A 15774-nucleotide genomic window follows, 5' to 3' on the forward strand; every position below is an offset into this window, starting at 1 on the left:
CCTCCCGGCAAAAACCGAAAAGTGTTACCTATGTGTCCGGTACAAATCGTCACCTATGTCTCGGGCCGCTCACAGTCGGTGCAGCACTGCCCAATAAATTCCTCAGTTCTCGAGCTTTACTTCCAACCGCGCAGCCGCTCCGCCCGCTCGAAAAAACCAGCGATCCTGCCCGGCAGGATCCCGGACTCCAAGAACGGTGCATGCCCCTGGCCGTCGACCGTGATCGTTTCGATGTCGGCATGGCGCGTGCGCATCTGCTCGAGTGTTTCCGCGGACAGCAGCTTCGAGTTGGCGCCGCGTATGACGAGCATCGGGACCGCCGCCAGCGCGTCGAACTGCGGCCACAGATCAGGCACCGGCTGAGTGAGGTCTAGGCCCGCCAGCGTGTCGACCAGTTTCGGGTCGAAGTCGGGCAGAAATCCCTCCTTGGTCTCGCGGTAGAGGGCTGACGCCATCCGCTCCCAATCCGCATCGGTCAGCGCCGGAAAATCCGCGCCATGGATGCTGCGCAGGTCGCGGACCACCTCGGCGTACGTCTTCGGCCTTGGCATGGGGTTGAGATAGGAGCGGATATGGGCGAGACCTTGCGGCTCGATCACCGGGCCGATGTCGTTGAAGACGATGGCCTTCAGCACGGCCGGCCGCATCGCCCCGAGCACGTGGACGATCAGTCCGCCGCGCGACGTGCCGATGAAGGCAGCCTCTTCGATGCCGAGTGCTGCCAGCCCGGCGAGAATATCACCCGCTTCGGTGCCGACATTGTAGTGGCCGATATCGGCATCGTAGGCGGACTGCCCGCGCCCGCGACAGTCGAAAGCGACGACCTTGCGCTTCGCCCGCGTCGACAGATAAAGCGCCAGCTCGTGGAAATCACGGCAATTGCGGGTCAGGCCGGGCAGGCAAACGACTGGCCAATGGCCGGAATTCGCTTCGCCGTAGATGCGGGCGTGCAGGGACAGCCCGTCCGGCGCGGCGTAGAAGAAATCGGAAAAACCCTGCTCGATTGCCATATGGACCGCTTCCTCGCAGTTGCCGGATCGTTCCCGACTGCTACAGGCGAGGGCAGGGGTGGTCAAATCGAAGCGTCGGCGCTGAGAATCTTCGAGATGTCGGCGGGACAGCGCCCCCTCTGTCCTGCCGGACTTCTCCTCCACGAGGGCCCTCAAGGGGGAGATCGGCCATCATCTCCGTTTCGATAACATCCCAAGTTGCGGAAAAGTACCCCTCAGCGAAGCTGCCAATCTCCCCACTAGAGGGGGAAATGTCCGGCAGGACAGGGGGCGCGAAGGATCGCAGCCTGACTTGGCTTGAGGCCCGGTCGTCACCCCCGGCCGTTCACCAGATCCCCGACAATGTCGTATTTGCCGGAAATGCGCATCTTGTAGACCTCGTAATTCTCCATCACGCGCTGGACGTAACTTCTTGTTTCCGTATAGGGAATTCGCTCAATCCAGTCGACGATGGCGTCAACGTCCTTGCCACGCGGATCGCCGTATTTCGCCACCCACTGGGCGGCGCGGGTGGGGCCGGCATTGTAGCCTGCGAAGGTCAGCACGTAGGAGCCATCGAAACGGCCGAGCTGCTCGCCGAGAAAGGCAGCGCCGAGCGTTGCATTGTAGCCGGCATCGGTGGTCAGCCGGGCCTGAGAAAATGTCATGCCGGCCTTCTTCGCCAATTGCTTGGCCGTGCCCGGCATCAGCTGCAGCAGTCCGCGCGCGCCGGCGCTGGAGACAGCGCCGATGTTGAACTCGCTTTCCTGGCGGGCAATCGCATAGGCCAGCGCCTTGCCCGAGCCGGAGACGTTGGCGGTGTCGGGAATGACGCCGAGCGGATGCGACAGCGCGCCGACGTCGATGCCGCGGGCGCCGGCGATCTTGCCGACCTTCAGCGCCATGAAATGGTTGCCTTGTCTTTCCGCCAGCGCCGCAAGCAGCGCCAGTTCGCCGGGGCTGTTCAGCTGCCCGGCAAGGTCGCGGTAGAGCGTTTCGGCGTAGCGGTCATAGCCGGCCTCCTGCAGCCGCTTGATGGCGCTGACCGCCTCGCGGGTGGCAAAATTCCGGCGGTCGGCGGCACTTGGCTGGGGGTAGACGATGTTGAGGGTCTGCCGGCCGACGCGCTCGCCTGCGAGTTGGCCGTAAAAGGTCGTGCCGTAGCTGGCGGCGCGGCTGAAATAATCCTTCGCATTGCCGGGCCCGCCGACTTCGGCAGCGCGGCCGAGCCAGTAATAGGCGCGCGACAGCGACATCGGCCCTTGGGCGAGCTCCGCGATTCGCGCAAAATGCTTGGCGGCGGTGCCGGGATCGTTGAGGCCGCGCAGCGCGTACCAGCCGGCGTGGAATTCCGCCTCGGCGGCATTGGCGGCACTTTCGGCGGCGTGCGCGGCGACTATTCTGTAGGCGGTCTTCATGTCGCCCTGGTCGACCAGCTCGCGCGACAGCACCCGGCGCTCGACCCACCAGGCGTCCGGATCGACCAGCGCGTCACGGTCGCCCGGCGCTTTCATCACCAGCGCGGCGGCGTCGGAAAATTTCTGCTGCTTGCGCAGATATTCGGCTTCGGCAAAGAGATAGCCGGCCGCCCGCTGCGCTGTCGGCACCGCCTTCAGCAGCTTGGCCGCGTTCTTGTCGCCTTTGGTGACTGCCGCCCAGGCGTCGGCCAATTGCTGGGCGCCGGCGAGACCGGCGACGCGCAGCGCCGAAGCGACCCGGTCGGCATAGAACATGCGCTCCATGCGGAAGCGATGGTCAGCGGCCGGGATCAGCGCGCCGAACTCGCGGATGACCGCCGCCTCGTCCCTGGCTTCGAGCTTTTCGGTGCGCCAGAATGGCGACAGCACCGAGCGCGCCGCCTTCGTATCGCCCAGCGCTACATAGGAGCGGGCCAGGATCACCACGCCTTCGAAGGTCAGCGGCTGGCTGCCGTCGAACGCCCGCACCACGACATGTGGCGCGGGGTTCTCGCGATAGAGCGCGCGCTCGCTGTTCTTGCGCAAGGCGATCGTGCCCGGCCAGTTCGGCAGCATCTTCGCGGCATCGGCGATGTCGCCGCTCGGCACCTGGTCGCCGCCATAGAGCGCTATCGCCCAGGCAAGGATGTGCCGATCGAGCGATTTGGCCGGCAGCGCCTCGCGCACCTGGCGCGCGCGCTGAATGTCGTTTGCCGCCAGCGCGTCGAGACCGCTCTTCAGCATCGCAACGCTGGCGGACGGCGACGGGGACTGCTGCAGCGCATCGTTGTCAGGCGCCGTCATCGGGATCGCCGACGTGACCCGCACATCGACGCTGCCGCCGATCGCCGCGCCGGGTATCAGCGGTACGATCGCGCCGAAAAGCGCGAAAAGATGAGGCCGCCTGGCCGGCATGGATCTGGTCATTTCCTGTTCTTCGACGTTACAGCAGGCACAGTTGAACCGAAGCCTATTCGTCGGTGGTGAAGGGCCCGTAAAGAAAATCTTTGAGGTCGTTCGAATTACGATTGCCGGCGCAATGCTTGCCGCGCAACAATGTCGAGACTATGGTGCGCCGCTTCGCTTTCGGCTAGAAGGCGCGCACGACAAAACCCGAAAGGCCCCAAGGAGTTGGACGACATGCTGAGAGGCTCGCTGACCGCGCTCGTCACACCGTTCGAAAAGAGCGGCCGTTTCGACGAGAAAGCCTTTCGCGCGTTCATAGCCTGGCAGATCGCGGAAGGCACGACGGGCGTGGTCCCGGTCGGCACCACCGGCGAGTCGCCGACGCTGTCGCATGACGAGCACCGCCAAGTCGTCAAGGTTTGCATCGAGGTCGCCAAGGGCCGGGTTCCGGTCGTCGCCGGCGCCGGCTCCAACAATACCGAAGAGGCGGTCGGCCTGGTTCAGTATGCCGAGAAGGCGGGCGCCGACGCGGCCCTTGTCGTCACGCCCTATTACAACAGGCCGACGCAGCGCGGCCTCTATGCGCATTTCGCCGCCGTCGCCAAGGCGACCAGCCTGCCGATCATCATCTACAACATTCCACCGCGCTCGGTGGTCGACATGAGTCCGGAGACGATGGGGCAATTGGTGCACGACTTCAAGAACATCGTCGGCGTCAAGGATGCCACCGGCAAGGTCGAGCGGGTTTCAGAGCAGCGCGCCACCTGCGGCAAGGATTTCATCCAACTCTCCGGCGAAGACGCCTCGGCACTCGGCTTCAACGCGCATGGCGGTGTCGGTTGCATCTCGGTGACAGCAAATGTCGCGCCCAGGCTCTGCGCCGAATTCCAGGAGGCAACGCTTTCCGGCGACAGTGCCAAGGCGCTCGACCTGCAGGACCGTCTGTTGCCGCTGCACAAGGCGATTTTCATGGAGCCCGGCGTTTCGGGCGCGAAATATGCGCTGTCGAAGCTGGGCAAGGTCGAAAACGTGCTGCGCTCGCCGCTAATGACGGTCGATCTGTCGACCGCCGAGAAGATCGACGCAGCGATGAAGCACGCCGGCTTGATAAACTAGGGATGAGGCGCCACCTCTCCGCATCATGAATCAAGTCAGAAAAGCCGATCCCAACAACAAGACCGTTGCGGAAAACCGCAAGGCGCGGTTTTCCTATGAGGTGCTCGACACGATCGAGGCCGGTCTTGTGCTGACCGGCACCGAGGTGAAGTCGCTGCGCCAGGGCCAGGCCAACATCCAGGACAGCTACGCATCGGTCGAGGGCGGCGAGATCTGGCTGATCAATTCCTATTTGCCGGAATACCTGCAGGCCAACCGCTTTAACCACGAGCCACGCCGCCGCCGCAAGCTCCTGCTCAACAAGCGCGAGATGGCCAAGCTGGCGCAAAGCGTCGACCGCGAAGGCATGACGCTGGTGCCGCTGAAGATCTACTTCAACGACCAGGGCCGTGCCAAGCTGCTGCTCGCCGTTGGCCGCGGCAAGAAGCTGCACGACAAGCGCGAGACCGAAAAGCAGCGCGACTGGTCGCGCGAGAAGGGCCGGCTGCTGAAAGAGCGAGGGTGAGGGGCGGTCCGAAGCGGAGGAAAGCCAATGATTTGGCTTTTCGAGCGACGAACGCCCGGAGCCATAGCGGCGGGCAGGGCGGACCAATGGGGATAGGTCTCTGTTGAAAAACCGGATCGTCTTGTGGGGTGCTGCCGGTCTGCTCATGGCGGGCCTCATCCTGGCCGGCGGCTATACCTACTTTCAGACGTTTTCTCCGGATCGCGGCAAATATCCGATCAGGGGCATCGACGTTTCCCACCATCAGCGGCAGATCGACTGGCGGCGTGTTGCCGCCGACGATGTCGCCTTCGCCGTTATCAAGGCAACTGAAGGCGGCGACCATGTCGACGATGCCTTCGCGGGCAATTTGCGTGCGGCCCGCGCCGCCGGCCTTGCCGTCGGCGCCTATCACTTTTTCACCTTCTGCAGGCCGGGTGCCGATCAGGCACGCAACTTCATCTCGGTGGTGCCGCGCGATCAGCCTTTGCTGCCGCCGGTGGTAGACATCGAGTTCGGCGGCAATTGCCCGCAGCGGCCAACTCCCGAACAGCTGAGCGCCGAACTCTCAGCCTTCCTCGGCCCGGTCGAAGCAGCGTTCGGCAAGACGGCGATCCTCTATGTGACCGACGAGGCCGCCCAAGCCTATGCCGGGCAGGTAGCCGGCCGCCCGCGCTGGCTGCGTTCGCTGGCGCTGCGGCCAGGCCATGACGCCTGGATTTACTGGCAGTACCACAACCGGGGCCGCGTCGACGGCATCAGCGGCGACGTCGACCTGAATGTTCTCCAAGGCGGGCCGGCGACGCTGGCCGCGTTGTTTGCCGCAGCGCCTGAAGCGACGGCGTCGGATTGACACTATTCCTGTCCGCCCGAAAGCACCCTCAGTGGCGCGATGACGACGAAGCCTTCGCCAATTCATATCGCAGGTGGCGCTGTGCTAAGTACATTTGATGCCGGAGCGCCCTTCATCAACCAACGACAGCAACGCCCCGCCTGCAGCGACGGACGGCGGCGACCCCCGCCTGGCATTTGTCTACGCGGAGGCGGTGCGTGGCCTCCAACACCAGCAGGGCGTGGTTGAAAGTCTCAATACGCGCGCCGGCAATCTGATTTTCGCAACTGCGTTCGCGAGTTCTCTCCTTAGAGGCAGGGCGCTCCTGGATGGCGTAGGGCCTTGGGACTGGCTGGCACTGACGTTGCTTTTTCTGATCGGACTGCTGGTCGCGATTATGTTGTGGCCGTATTATAACTATACGTTCCGTTTCGATCCCAAGAAGCTGCCCCAGGACTTCGTCGACCAGCACCCTCCCGCAACCGTGGACGGGATGCAATGAGCGCTTGCTGCGCATCAAATCCGACATGGCCAGCAATTGGCGGATCATCCAACGCCTGCGCGTCGCGCTGCAGCTTGCACTGTTTCTGTGGTTGCTGGATCTCCTGGCCTGGTTGTTTGCGATCGCCCGAATCTAAGGCTCGTGCCCTGGCGGGCCTCGTCCGACTCTATGTCTTCAGAAAAGCTTCTATCTGACTGAAGACGTCGACGAACATCGCTTCCGTCAACACGCCGGTATTGGTGTTGTAGCGCGAGCAATGATAGCTGGAAAACAGCGTGATGCCATTGGCCTGCTGCTGCCCACCATGCCGGAACGGATAGGCGGCAACGCGTTGGCCGAGCGCCCGCACGGTCGACTGGTGCGCGATCGAGCCCAGCGCCAGCACAGCGCGCAGATTTGGAAACCGCGCAATCGTCGGTACCAGGAACGTCCGGCAGGTCGCTATCTCGGCGCCAACCGGCTTGTTATCCGGCGGCACGCAGCGCACCGCATTGGTAATCGCCGAACCGACAAGCTCCAGCCCGTCATCTGGTCGCGCTTTGAATTCGCCGCGCGCAAAGCCGTGCGCGATCAGCGTGTTGTAGAGCAGGTCGCCGGCAAAATCGCCGGTGAAGGGGCGCCCCGTCCGGTTCGCCCCGCGCAGGCCAGGCGCCAGGCCGACGATCAGCAAGCGCACCGCATCCTCGCCTTCCGGCGGCAAAAAGGTCGGCACTGGCGCGTTGAACCAGGACGGCTCGCGCCGCCGCCACTCGGCGATGAAGTCGTGCAGCCGCGGGCAGAGCGGGCAATCGCGATCGGGTTCGGGCGAGACGACCAGGGGCGCGGTCAAGGCAACGACCGTCAATAGTCTTCCTCGTCGACTTCGGCCGGTTCGGGCCGACGCACCGGCCGCTCCGACGGATCGCGGCCGACTTCGTTCTTGAGTGTCATCAGGTCAATGAAATGGTCGGCCTGGCGGCGCAGATCGTCGGAGATCATCGGCGGCTGCGACGCCATCGTCGAGACGATCGACACCTTGCGCCCGCGCCGCTGCAGCGCCTCGACCAGCGTACGGAAATCGCCGTCGCCTGAGAAGATGACATAATGGTCGACGACGTCGGCAAGCTCCAGCGCATCGACGGTCAGCTCGATATCCATATTGCCCTTGATCTTGCGCCGGCCGGTCGAGTCGGTGAATTCCTTGGCCGGCTTGGTCACCACCTTGAAGCCGTTATAATCGAGCCAGTCGATCAGCGGACGTATCGAGGAGTATTCCTGATCCTCGACCAGCGCGGTGTAGTAATAGGCGCGCAGCAGATAGCCGCGTTTCTGGAAGCTCGACAAAAGTTTGCGGTAGTCGATGTCAAAACCCAGCGCGCGCGAGGTGGCGTAGAGATTTGCACCGTCGATAAAGAGAGCGATTTTTTCACGAGGATCGAACATGGAAAAATGTCCTTTTTCGAAATAAGCGGTCGTCTAAATGCGTCGCGACTACCGGCCAGTCTGATACCGGTCTGATAATAGACCTGTTGGCCTTCATTGTTCGAGATAACGCCAGTTTTACGGCAATCCAAGGCGCCATGCCGCACTGCAAGCAATTGTGATCGGCGCTGTGTCGTCGCAGGCGGCCCGCGTCGGAGCTGCGCACCGCCATAAAAGCTTGTATTTTGGCGGCGTTCGGGTTATGGACCGCGCCTGTTTTCCATTAAATCCAGGCATGAAAGGGGCAACTCATGGCCCGCGTAACCGTTGAAGATTGCATCGACAAGGTCGACAACCGCTTCGAGCTGGTGCTCCTGGCCGGCCACCGCGCCCGTCAGATCAGCCAGGGCGCGCAGATCACCGTACCGCGCGACAACGACAAGAACCCGGTCGTTGCGCTCCGCGAAATCGCCGAAGAGACGCTGTCGCCGGACGACCTCAAGGAAGATCTCATCCATTCGCTGCAGAAGCATGTCGAGGTCGATGAGCCGGAAGCCGATGGCGAGGCGATTGCCGACCAGACCGGCAGCGCCGTTGCGGCCACCGATGCCGACGACGCCGAGGACAACGTCACCTTCGATCGCATGACCGAAGAAGACCTGTTGGCCGGCATCGAAGGTTTGGTGCCGCCGGAAAAAAGCGACGATTATTGATCTTAGCGACAACTGCCGACACTTTCGCGTCGGCAGTTTCGTGGCTATCTATGACATGCGCCGTACGCCAGTGCGGCGCATGATTCATTTCAGCATTGCGAGATCCCGCCCATGATGCGTCAGTATGAGCTTGTCGAGCGCGTCCAGCGCTACAAGCCTGACGTCAACGAGGCGCTGCTCAACAAGGCCTATGTCTACGCCATGCAGAAGCATGGCCACCAGAAGCGCGCTTCCGGCGATCCCTATTTCTCGCATCCGCTCGAAGTCGCCGCCATCCTCACCGAAATGCATATGGACGAGGCGACGATCGCCGTTGCCTTGCTGCATGACACGATCGAGGACACCACGGCGACCAGGGCCGAGATCGACGAATTGTTCGGCCCGGAAATGGGCAAGCTGGTCGAAGGCTTGACCAAGCTGAAGAAGCTCGACCTCGTCTCCAAAAAGGCCGAGCAGGCGGAGAACCTACGCAAGCTGTTGCTGGCGATCTCGGAAGACGTTCGCGTGCTGCTCGTCAAGCTCGCCGACCGCCTGCACAACATGCGCACGCTCGACCATGTGCCGGAAGCCAAGCGCCTGCGCATCGCCGAGGAAACGATGGATATCTATGCGCCGCTGGCCGGGCGCATGGGCATGCAAGGCATGCGCGAGGAGCTCGAGGAGATCGCCTTCCGCTTCATCAATCCGGAAGCCTACCGCGCCGTCACCGCACGGCTGGCCGAAATTTTCGAGCGCAACAAGGGCGTGCTGTCCGAAATCGAGAAGGCGCTCTCCACGCTGTTCGACAAATATTCGATCAAGGCCGAGGTCAAGAGCCGGCAGAAGAAGCCGTGGTCGGTGTTCCGCAAGATGGAAGCCAAGGCGTTGTCGTTCGAGCAGCTGTCCGACATCTTCGGCTTTCGCGTCGTCGTCGATACCGTCGAGGACTGCTACCGGGCGCTCGGCGCCATCCACACCACCTGGTCGATGGTGCCCGGCCGCTTCAAGGACTACATCTCCACGCCGAAGCAGAACGACTACCGCTCGATCCACACCACCATCGTCGGCCCGTCGCGCCAGCGCGTCGAATTGCAGATCCGCACCTACCAGATGAACAAGATCGCCGAATACGGCGTCGCCGCTCATTCGATCTATAAGGATACCGGCGGCAAGATGAATGGTGCCGCCCATGCGATCTCGAAGGAAACCAATGCCTATGCCTGGCTGCGGCGCACCATCGAGCAGCTTGCCGAAGGCGACAACCCCGAGGACTTCCTCGAAAACACCAAGCTGGAACTGTTCCAGGACCAGGTGTTCTGCTTTACGCCGAAGGGCATGCTGATCGCGCTGCCGCGCGGCGCCACGCCGATCGACTTTGCCTATGCCGTCCACACCGATGTCGGCGACACTTGCGTCGGCGCCAAGGTCAATGGCCGCATCATGCCGCTGATGACGGAGCTGAAGAACGGCGACGAGGTTGAGATCATCCGCTCGAAGGCGCAGGTGCCGCCTGCGGCATGGGAATCGGTGGTGGTTACCGGCAAGGCGCGGTCGGCCATCCGCCGCGCCACCAAGAACGCTATTCGGAAGCAATATTCAGGTCTCGGTATCCGCATTCTGGAGCGCGCCTTCGAACGGTCCGGCAAGACCTTCACCAAGGAAAGCCTGAAGCCGGTGCTGCACCGCCTCGCGCGCAAGGACATCGAGGATGTGCTGGCCGCGGTCGGCCGAGGCGAAGTTGCCTCCACCGATGTCATGAAGGCGGTGTTTCCCGACTACAAGGACGAGCGCGTCACGCTGGTCGCGCCCAAGCAGCGCGAGGAGGGCTGGTCGAAGATCCGCAATGCCGCCGGCATGCTGTTCCAGATTCCGGGCCGCGCCGCGCGCAAGGATAAAAACCAGCCGCGCGACGATGCGGTGCCGATCCGCGGTGTGCGCGGCGATTTGCCGGTGCGCTTCGCGCCGGAAGGGGCAGTGCCAGGCGATCGCATCGTCGGCATCGTGCAGCCGGGAACCGGTATCACCATCTATCCGATCCAGTCGCCGGCGTTGCAGGCCTTTGACGACCAGCCCGAGCGCTGGATCGACGTGCGCTGGGATATTGACGAGCGCACCAAGGAGCGGTTCCCGGCGCGCGTCTCGGTCACCGCCATCAACGCGCCGGGTTCGCTAGCCGACATTGCGCAAGTCGTCGCATCCAACGATGCCAACATCCACACTTTGTCGATGGTGCGCACCGCGCCCGATTTCACCGAAATGCTGATCGATCTCGAAGTGTGGGACCTCAAGCACTTGAACAGGCTGCTGTCGCAGCTAAAGGACAATTCGAGCGTCAGCGACGCGCGACGCGTGAATGGGTGAATAGTGAATAGTGAATAGTGAATAGTGAATAGTGAATAGTGAATAGTGAATAGTGAATAGTGAAAGAGAGTGCACTCACTACTCACTACAATTCACCATTCACATTCACCATGGGCATGGAGTGAAAGATGAACACCGACGAAGTGCTGGGCATTTTCCGCGAGGCCGGCGCCGTTCTTGAAGGGCATTTCATCCTGACGTCCGGCCTGCGCAGCCCGGTCTTCCTGCAGAAGGCGCGCGTTTTCATGCATGCCGACAAGACCGAGCGCTTGTGCAAGGCGCTCGCCGAAAAGATCCGCACTGGCGTGCCCGGCAGGATCGACTACGTCGTCGGCCCGGCGATCGGCGGGCTGATCCCGGCCTATGAGACCTCGCGCCATCTTGGTGTGCCGGCGATCTGGGTCGAGCGGGAAGGGGGCGAATTCAGGCTGCGCCGCTTCGAGATCGCCAAGGGATCGCGCGTCGTCATTGTCGAGGACATCGTCACCACCGGCCTGTCGATCCGCGAGACCATCGACTGTCTGCGCGCACTTGGCGCCGATGTCGTTGCCGCTGCGTGCATCATTGACCGCTCGGCCGGCAAGACCGATGTCGGCGTGCCGCTGATCGCGCTCGCCGAATACGAGGTTCCGGCCTATCCGGCCGACAGGCTGCCGCCCGAGCTTGCCGCCCTACCGGCGATCAAGCCGGGCAGCCGCAATATCTAATGCATGTCGCCCAAAGCTTATCCTCGGGCTTGAACCGAGCATGTGCAGCGGTTTTGGGACAAAGAAATGCATAAAACAAGTCAAGAGGCGCTGCCGTGATTGCTGGTATCGACCATTTCGTGCTGACGGTTCGCTCCGTTGAAGACACCTGCGCCTTCTATCAGCGCGTGCTTGGCTTCAAGCGCCTCGACGAGCCGGACCGGCCGACGGCGCTGCTGTTTGGAACGCAAAAGATCAATGTGCATGAGGTCGGGCACACCTTCGAGCCGAAGGCCGAGGCGCCGACCCCGGGCTCCGGAGATTTCTGCTTGATTGCCGCCCGTCCGCTCGCCGAGATATGTGCCAACCTCGCCGCCAATGGCGTGGTGATAGAGGTCGGCCCGGTCGAGCGTGCCGGCGCTCGTGGCGCGATGATGTCCGTCTATTTTCGTGACCCGGACGGCAATCTCGTCGAGGTCAGCGAATATCGACCCTAAGTGGCCCTCCTTAAATTCGCCGCGATCATGCCCTGTTCAGAACGGCGATACCCAAGGCTGGCGCGACCGGCCACCGAGCGGATGCCCTCGGCCTCGTTGTTCTTCGGCCAGCGCATCGCTATATCAAAGTCGTAGTTGCTTTTCGGCGACCGCAGAGCGCAGCATGGGGCTGTCGCGCCCGGCTGGAGAAGCCGGCGTGAAGCTATTGACGGAACTAGGAACAGGAACAGAGTGCTTTTTCGACGGCGCAAGCCTGATGGTTTCTTAGAGCGGGTGCGTACTTATTTGTGGCCGCGCCGCTCGTTCTCGCGCTCGCTGCGGTATTTTTCCAAGCGCATCCTGCGGCTTAGAGCCACGCCGCATGCCGTGGCCGCCGGTGTTGCGGCGGGCGTATTCGCGTCGTTTTTCCCGCTTGGCTTCCACTTCATCATTGCCGCCATCCTGTGCTGGCTGATCGCCGGCAATCTGGTTGCCGCAGCACTCGGCACGGTCTTCGGCAACCCCCTTACCTTTCCGCTGCTATGGGCCGCCTCCTGGGAGGTCGGCAAGCTGATCCTGCATGAACACCTGCCGGCACACGGACCGCCTGCCCATCTCGGCGACATGCTGCACAATCTTTCCTTTGCGCAATTGTGGGGACCGGTGCTGAAGCCGATGACGGTTGGCGCAATACCGCTCGGCCTGGTTTTCGGGCTGCTGTTTTACGGCATCACCCGCTGGGGCATGGTCACTTTCCAGGAGCAGCGCCGCAAGCGTCTGGCCGAAAGAGCGGCAAAGGCTGGAAAAACCGGGCCGGAAGTTCCCGCCGAATGATTATCGGTATCGGCAGCGATCTCATCGACATCAGACGCATCGAGAAGTCGTTGGAACGTCACGGTCAGCGCTTCATCCAACGCATCTACACCGAGATCGAACAGGCGCGCTCTGAAAACCGCGCGGCGCGTGCGGCCTCCTACGCCAAGCGTTTCGCCGCCAAGGAGGCCTGCGCCAAGGCGTTGGGCACCGGTCTTGCACAGGGTGTGTTCTGGCGTGACATGGGGGTCGTCAACCTGGCCAGCGGCAAGCCGACCATGGCGCTCACCAACGGGGCGGCAGCGCGGCTGGACGAAATCCTGCCTGAAAGGCACCGAGCCGTGATCCACCTCACCATAACCGATGATTTTCCGCTCGCTCAAGCCTTTGTGATCATTGAAGCGTTGCCGGTCGAAGAAGCGCCACATTGATTGCATCTGACCACCGGCATGACGTTGCCCAGCGCGCGCCGAGACTCTATACCATCCAACGCACAATCGAGGACGACATGAGCGTGGCTGAAAAAACCCAGAAGAAATCCGGTGGACTTGGCGAAACCGTCAGCGTCATCGTCCAGGCCCTGCTGCTTGCGTTGGTCATCCGCACGCTCCTGTTCCAGCCGTTCTCGATCCCGTCCGGGTCGATGCGGCCGACTTTGCTCGAAGGCGACTATCTCTTCGTCACCAAGTGGTCCTACGGCTTCTCCCGCTATTCGCTGCCGTTCGGGCCGAACATCTTTTCGGGCCGCATCTGGGGCTCCGAGCCGAAGCGCGGCGACGTGGTGGTGTTCAAGTTTCCGCCGGATCCTTCTGTCGATTATATCAAGCGCGTCGTCGGCCTGCCGGGCGACAAGATCCAGGTCAAGGATGGCCAGCTCTTCATCAACGACGTGGGCGTGCCGCGCGTCAAAGTCGGGCAGATCGACAACCGCGACATCACCGAGGAGAACGGGCCGGTCGATGTCTATCGCGAGACGCTGCCGAACGGCGTCAGCTACGACACGCTCGACCTGACGCAGGCTTCGATCGGCGACAATACCAAAGAGTTCAAGGTGCCGCCCGGTCACTATTTCATGATGGGCGACAATCGCGACAACTCGTCGGACAGCCGCTTCACCGTCGGCTTCGTGCCGGACGAGAATTTGGTCGGCCGCGCCAACCTCATTTTCTTCTCGATCGGCGGCAGCGCCAGCCCGCTCGAAATCTGGAAATGGCCGTCGCAGATGCGCGCCTCGCGCCTGTTCCATTTCGTCAATTAGGACCATGGCGGCGACGAAACGGCTGACCGCCGATGCGCTCGCCGAGGCGCTCAAGGAGCGCACCGGCCACAGTTTTGGCGACCACCAGCGCCTGCAGCGGGCGCTGACCCATGCCAGCGCTCGCGGCAGTCATGCCGGCGTCGACTACGAACGTTTCGAATTCCTGGGCGACCGCGTTCTCGGCCTTGTCGTTGCCGATATGCTGCTGGCGGCATTTCCCGACGCTGCCGAGGGTGAGCTGTCGCTCAGACTGAACGCCCTGGTCAACGCCGAGGCCCTGGCGGAAATCGCCGATGAGATCGGCCTGCCGGAACTCATTCGCGCCGGTTCGGACGTACGCGGCCTCGATGGGCGCAAGCGCGTCAATCTGCGCGCCGATGCACTGGAATCGCTGATCGCCGTGCTCTATCTCGACGGCGGGTTGGAAGCGGCCCGTGCCTTTATCCACAGATACTGGCAGCCGCGCTCGCAAGCCATTGACGCCGCCCGTCGCGATGCGAAAACCGAACTCCAGGAATGGGCGCATCAGGCGGCAAGCGCAGTGCCGGTTTACATAATCGACAGCCGCGAGGGACCGGACCACGATCCGCTGTTCACCGTCAGTGTGAAGGTCGGCGCCTATCCGCCGGCGACCGGTAGCGGGCGCTCCAAGCGCGAAGCGGAGCAGGCTGCAGCCGCGGCACTTCTGCAGCGGGAAGGCGTCTGGCTCGATCAAGGGAGTGCCGCATGACCGCCACCGAAGCTCCCGCAACAGAAGCGCCCGCTACCCGCTCCGGCTTCGTCGCGCTGATTGGCGCGCCCAATGCGGGGAAATCGACGCTGGTCAACCAATTGGTCGGCGCCAAGGTGTCGATCGTGACACACAAGGTGCAGACCACGCGCGCCATCGTGCGCGGCATTGCCACCCACAACAACGCGCAAATCGTTTTCGTCGACACGCCGGGCATATTCAAGCCGAAGCGCCGGCTGGACACCGCGATGGTGACCACAGCCTGGGGCGGTGCCAAGGACGCCGATATCGTGCTGCTCTTGATCGATGCCGAGCGCGGCATCCGGGGCGATGCAGATGCCATCCTCGAGCGGCTGAAGGATGTCCGGCAGCCGATGGTGTTGATCCTCAACAAGGTCGATCGGGTCAAGCACGAGACGTTGCTTGCATTGTCGGCGGCAGCCAACGAAAGGGTGCCGTTCAAGCGCACCTTCATGGTTTCGGCGCTGACGGGGTCCGGCTGCAAGGACCTGCTCGACTATCTCGCCGAGACCCTGCCGGCCGGACCCTGGTACTACCCTGAAGACCAGATCTCCGACCTTCCGATGCGCCAGCTCGCAGCCGAGATCACCCGCGAAAAGCTCTATCTCAGGCTGCATCAGGAACTGCCTTATTCCTCCCACATCGAGACAGAGAAATGGGAAGAGAAGAAGGACGGGTCGGTGCGCATCGACCAGACAATCTATGTCGAGCGCGACAGCCAGAAGAAGATCGTGCTCGGCCATAAGGGCGAGACGATCCGCGCCATCGGCCAGGCCGCGCGCATGGAAATCGCAGGCATCCTCGAGCAGAAGGTGCATCTCTTCCTGTTCGTCAAGGTGCGCGAGAACTGGGGCGACGATCCCGAGCGCTACCGCGAGATGGGGCTGGAGTTTCCGCATTAGAGATCGGCTAAGGTCAAGACGCGCGGCTCTGATACAAGCGGCGGTCAGACCGGTCCTTACGTCGCCGCTTGGACGGTTCTCGTTCGTCGTCCCTCCGTCATACATGCTCCGTATAGGCTGTGCGAAAGACCCGCTTCCGAGCAACACG

General features: G+C 62.6%; 18 protein-coding genes. 14 read left to right on the forward strand and 4 right to left on the reverse strand.

The window, feature by feature from the left end:
* Positions 1-116 precede the first annotated feature (116 nt).
* Both NKH42_RS27700 and NKH42_RS27705 read right to left on the reverse strand, forming a co-directional pair.
* A complete protein-coding gene (locus NKH42_RS27700; RefSeq protein ID WP_352753095.1) occupies positions 117-1010 on the reverse strand; it encodes an alpha/beta fold hydrolase in 894 nt (297 codons plus the stop codon).
* Positions 1011-1321: 311 nt separating this feature from the next.
* Positions 1322-3361, reverse strand: a complete 2040-nt coding sequence (locus tag NKH42_RS27705) for a lytic transglycosylase domain-containing protein (RefSeq protein WP_352753099.1) — start codon at positions 3359-3361, stop codon at positions 1322-1324.
* A 225-nt stretch (positions 3362-3586) separates the two neighbouring features.
* Between NKH42_RS27705 and dapA the strand changes: the two genes are divergently transcribed.
* The 5 genes from dapA to NKH42_RS27730 all read left to right on the forward strand — a co-directional run bounded on the left by dapA (position 3587) and on the right by NKH42_RS27730 (position 6422).
* Positions 3587-4468 carry a 4-hydroxy-tetrahydrodipicolinate synthase gene (gene dapA / locus NKH42_RS27710; protein WP_352756397.1) on the forward strand — a complete coding sequence of 294 codons (882 nt, stop codon included), beginning with the start codon at positions 3587-3589 and terminating at the stop codon, positions 4466-4468.
* Between the two features lie 25 nt (positions 4469-4493).
* Positions 4494-4973: an SsrA-binding protein SmpB gene (smpB, locus tag NKH42_RS27715; protein ID WP_023768487.1), complete on the forward strand. Its 480-nt coding sequence runs from the start codon at positions 4494-4496 to the stop codon at positions 4971-4973.
* Positions 4974-5076: 103 nt separating this feature from the next.
* Positions 5077-5805, forward strand: a complete 729-nt coding sequence (locus NKH42_RS27720) for a GH25 family lysozyme (RefSeq protein ID WP_352753092.1) — start codon at positions 5077-5079, stop codon at positions 5803-5805.
* A 97-nt stretch (positions 5806-5902) separates the two neighbouring features.
* Complete coding sequence (locus NKH42_RS27725) at positions 5903-6286, forward strand: hypothetical protein (RefSeq protein WP_352753090.1); 384 nt, start codon at positions 5903-5905, stop codon at positions 6284-6286.
* A 4-nt stretch (positions 6287-6290) separates the two neighbouring features.
* Entirely contained in the window at positions 6291-6422 is a 132-nt protein-coding gene (locus NKH42_RS27730; RefSeq protein ID WP_352508496.1) for a hypothetical protein, read from the forward strand.
* 30 nt (positions 6423-6452) lie between these two features.
* Here NKH42_RS27730 and NKH42_RS27735 read toward each other — a convergent pair whose 3' ends face one another.
* Both NKH42_RS27735 and NKH42_RS27740 read right to left on the reverse strand, forming a co-directional pair.
* A complete protein-coding gene (locus NKH42_RS27735; protein ID WP_352647302.1) occupies positions 6453-7130 on the reverse strand; it encodes a uracil-DNA glycosylase in 678 nt (225 codons plus the stop codon).
* Positions 7127-7708 (reverse strand): LabA-like NYN domain-containing protein, encoded by a 582-nt coding sequence (locus tag NKH42_RS27740; RefSeq protein ID WP_292657898.1) that lies wholly within the window; start codon positions 7706-7708, stop codon positions 7127-7129. The genes NKH42_RS27735 and NKH42_RS27740 overlap by 4 nt, the downstream gene beginning before the upstream one ends.
* Before the next feature lie 290 nt (positions 7709-7998).
* On the opposite strand from NKH42_RS27740, the gene rpoZ reads away from it, so the two are divergent.
* The 9 genes from rpoZ to era all read left to right on the forward strand — a co-directional run bounded on the left by rpoZ (position 7999) and on the right by era (position 15626).
* Positions 7999-8400, forward strand: a complete 402-nt coding sequence (gene rpoZ / locus NKH42_RS27745; RefSeq protein ID WP_023677773.1) for a DNA-directed RNA polymerase subunit omega — start codon at positions 7999-8001, stop codon at positions 8398-8400.
* A 111-nt stretch (positions 8401-8511) separates the two neighbouring features.
* Positions 8512-10740 carry a RelA/SpoT family protein gene (locus tag NKH42_RS27750; RefSeq protein WP_254820189.1) on the forward strand — a complete coding sequence of 743 codons (2229 nt, stop codon included), beginning with the start codon at positions 8512-8514 and terminating at the stop codon, positions 10738-10740.
* A 128-nt stretch (positions 10741-10868) separates the two neighbouring features.
* Positions 10869-11447, forward strand: a complete 579-nt coding sequence (gene pyrE / locus NKH42_RS27755) for an orotate phosphoribosyltransferase (protein ID WP_352508499.1) — start codon at positions 10869-10871, stop codon at positions 11445-11447.
* A 95-nt stretch (positions 11448-11542) separates the two neighbouring features.
* Positions 11543-11923, forward strand: a complete 381-nt coding sequence (locus NKH42_RS27760; protein WP_352753088.1) for a VOC family protein — start codon at positions 11543-11545, stop codon at positions 11921-11923.
* A 231-nt stretch (positions 11924-12154) separates the two neighbouring features.
* Positions 12155-12736 carry a DUF2062 domain-containing protein gene (locus tag NKH42_RS27765; RefSeq protein ID WP_254820192.1) on the forward strand — a complete coding sequence of 194 codons (582 nt, stop codon included), beginning with the start codon at positions 12155-12157 and terminating at the stop codon, positions 12734-12736.
* The gene (gene acpS, locus NKH42_RS27770; RefSeq protein ID WP_254820193.1) at positions 12733-13146 is read left to right on the forward strand and encodes a holo-ACP synthase; all 414 of its coding nucleotides are present in this window, start codon (positions 12733-12735) and stop codon (positions 13144-13146) included. Before NKH42_RS27765 ends, acpS begins: the two co-directional genes overlap by 4 nt.
* Before the next feature lie 77 nt (positions 13147-13223).
* A complete protein-coding gene (gene lepB, locus NKH42_RS27775; RefSeq protein ID WP_352508500.1) occupies positions 13224-13973 on the forward strand; it encodes a signal peptidase I in 750 nt (249 codons plus the stop codon).
* A 4-nt stretch (positions 13974-13977) separates the two neighbouring features.
* Complete coding sequence (gene rnc, locus NKH42_RS27780; protein ID WP_254820195.1) at positions 13978-14703, forward strand: ribonuclease III; 726 nt, start codon at positions 13978-13980, stop codon at positions 14701-14703.
* Positions 14700-15626 (forward strand): GTPase Era, encoded by a 927-nt coding sequence (gene era, locus NKH42_RS27785; RefSeq protein ID WP_023677765.1) that lies wholly within the window; start codon positions 14700-14702, stop codon positions 15624-15626. Before rnc ends, era begins: the two co-directional genes overlap by 4 nt.
* Positions 15627-15774: the final 148 nt, after the last annotated feature.

This window comes from Mesorhizobium sp. M1142, from assembly GCF_040318565.1.
GTDB lineage: Bacteria > Pseudomonadota > Alphaproteobacteria > Rhizobiales > Rhizobiaceae > Mesorhizobium.

Excerpts from the sequence above, each read along its gene's own strand:
- NKH42_RS27700 (WP_352753095.1), bottom strand. The coding sequence starts at position 1,010 with ATGGCAATCGAGCAGGGTTTTTCCGATTTCTTCTACGCCGCGCCGGAC.
- NKH42_RS27705 (WP_352753099.1), bottom strand. The coding sequence starts at position 3,361 with ATGCCGGCCAGGCGGCCTCATCTTTTCGCGCTTTTCGGCGCGATCGTA.
- dapA (WP_352756397.1), top strand. The coding sequence starts at position 3,587 with ATGCTGAGAGGCTCGCTGACCGCGCTCGTCACACCGTTCGAAAAGAGC.
- smpB (WP_023768487.1), top strand. The coding sequence starts at position 4,494 with ATGAATCAAGTCAGAAAAGCCGATCCCAACAACAAGACCGTTGCGGAA.
- NKH42_RS27725 (WP_352753090.1), top strand. The coding sequence starts at position 5,903 with ATGCCGGAGCGCCCTTCATCAACCAACGACAGCAACGCCCCGCCTGCA.
- NKH42_RS27740 (WP_292657898.1), bottom strand. The coding sequence starts at position 7,708 with ATGTTCGATCCTCGTGAAAAAATCGCTCTCTTTATCGACGGTGCAAAT.
- rpoZ (WP_023677773.1), top strand. The coding sequence starts at position 7,999 with ATGGCCCGCGTAACCGTTGAAGATTGCATCGACAAGGTCGACAACCGC.
- NKH42_RS27750 (WP_254820189.1), top strand. The coding sequence starts at position 8,512 with ATGATGCGTCAGTATGAGCTTGTCGAGCGCGTCCAGCGCTACAAGCCT.
- pyrE (WP_352508499.1), top strand. The coding sequence starts at position 10,869 with ATGAACACCGACGAAGTGCTGGGCATTTTCCGCGAGGCCGGCGCCGTT.
- acpS (WP_254820193.1), top strand. The coding sequence starts at position 12,733 with ATGATTATCGGTATCGGCAGCGATCTCATCGACATCAGACGCATCGAG.
- lepB (WP_352508500.1), top strand. The coding sequence starts at position 13,224 with ATGAGCGTGGCTGAAAAAACCCAGAAGAAATCCGGTGGACTTGGCGAA.
- rnc (WP_254820195.1), top strand. The coding sequence starts at position 13,978 with ATGGCGGCGACGAAACGGCTGACCGCCGATGCGCTCGCCGAGGCGCTC.
- era (WP_023677765.1), top strand. The coding sequence starts at position 14,700 with ATGACCGCCACCGAAGCTCCCGCAACAGAAGCGCCCGCTACCCGCTCC.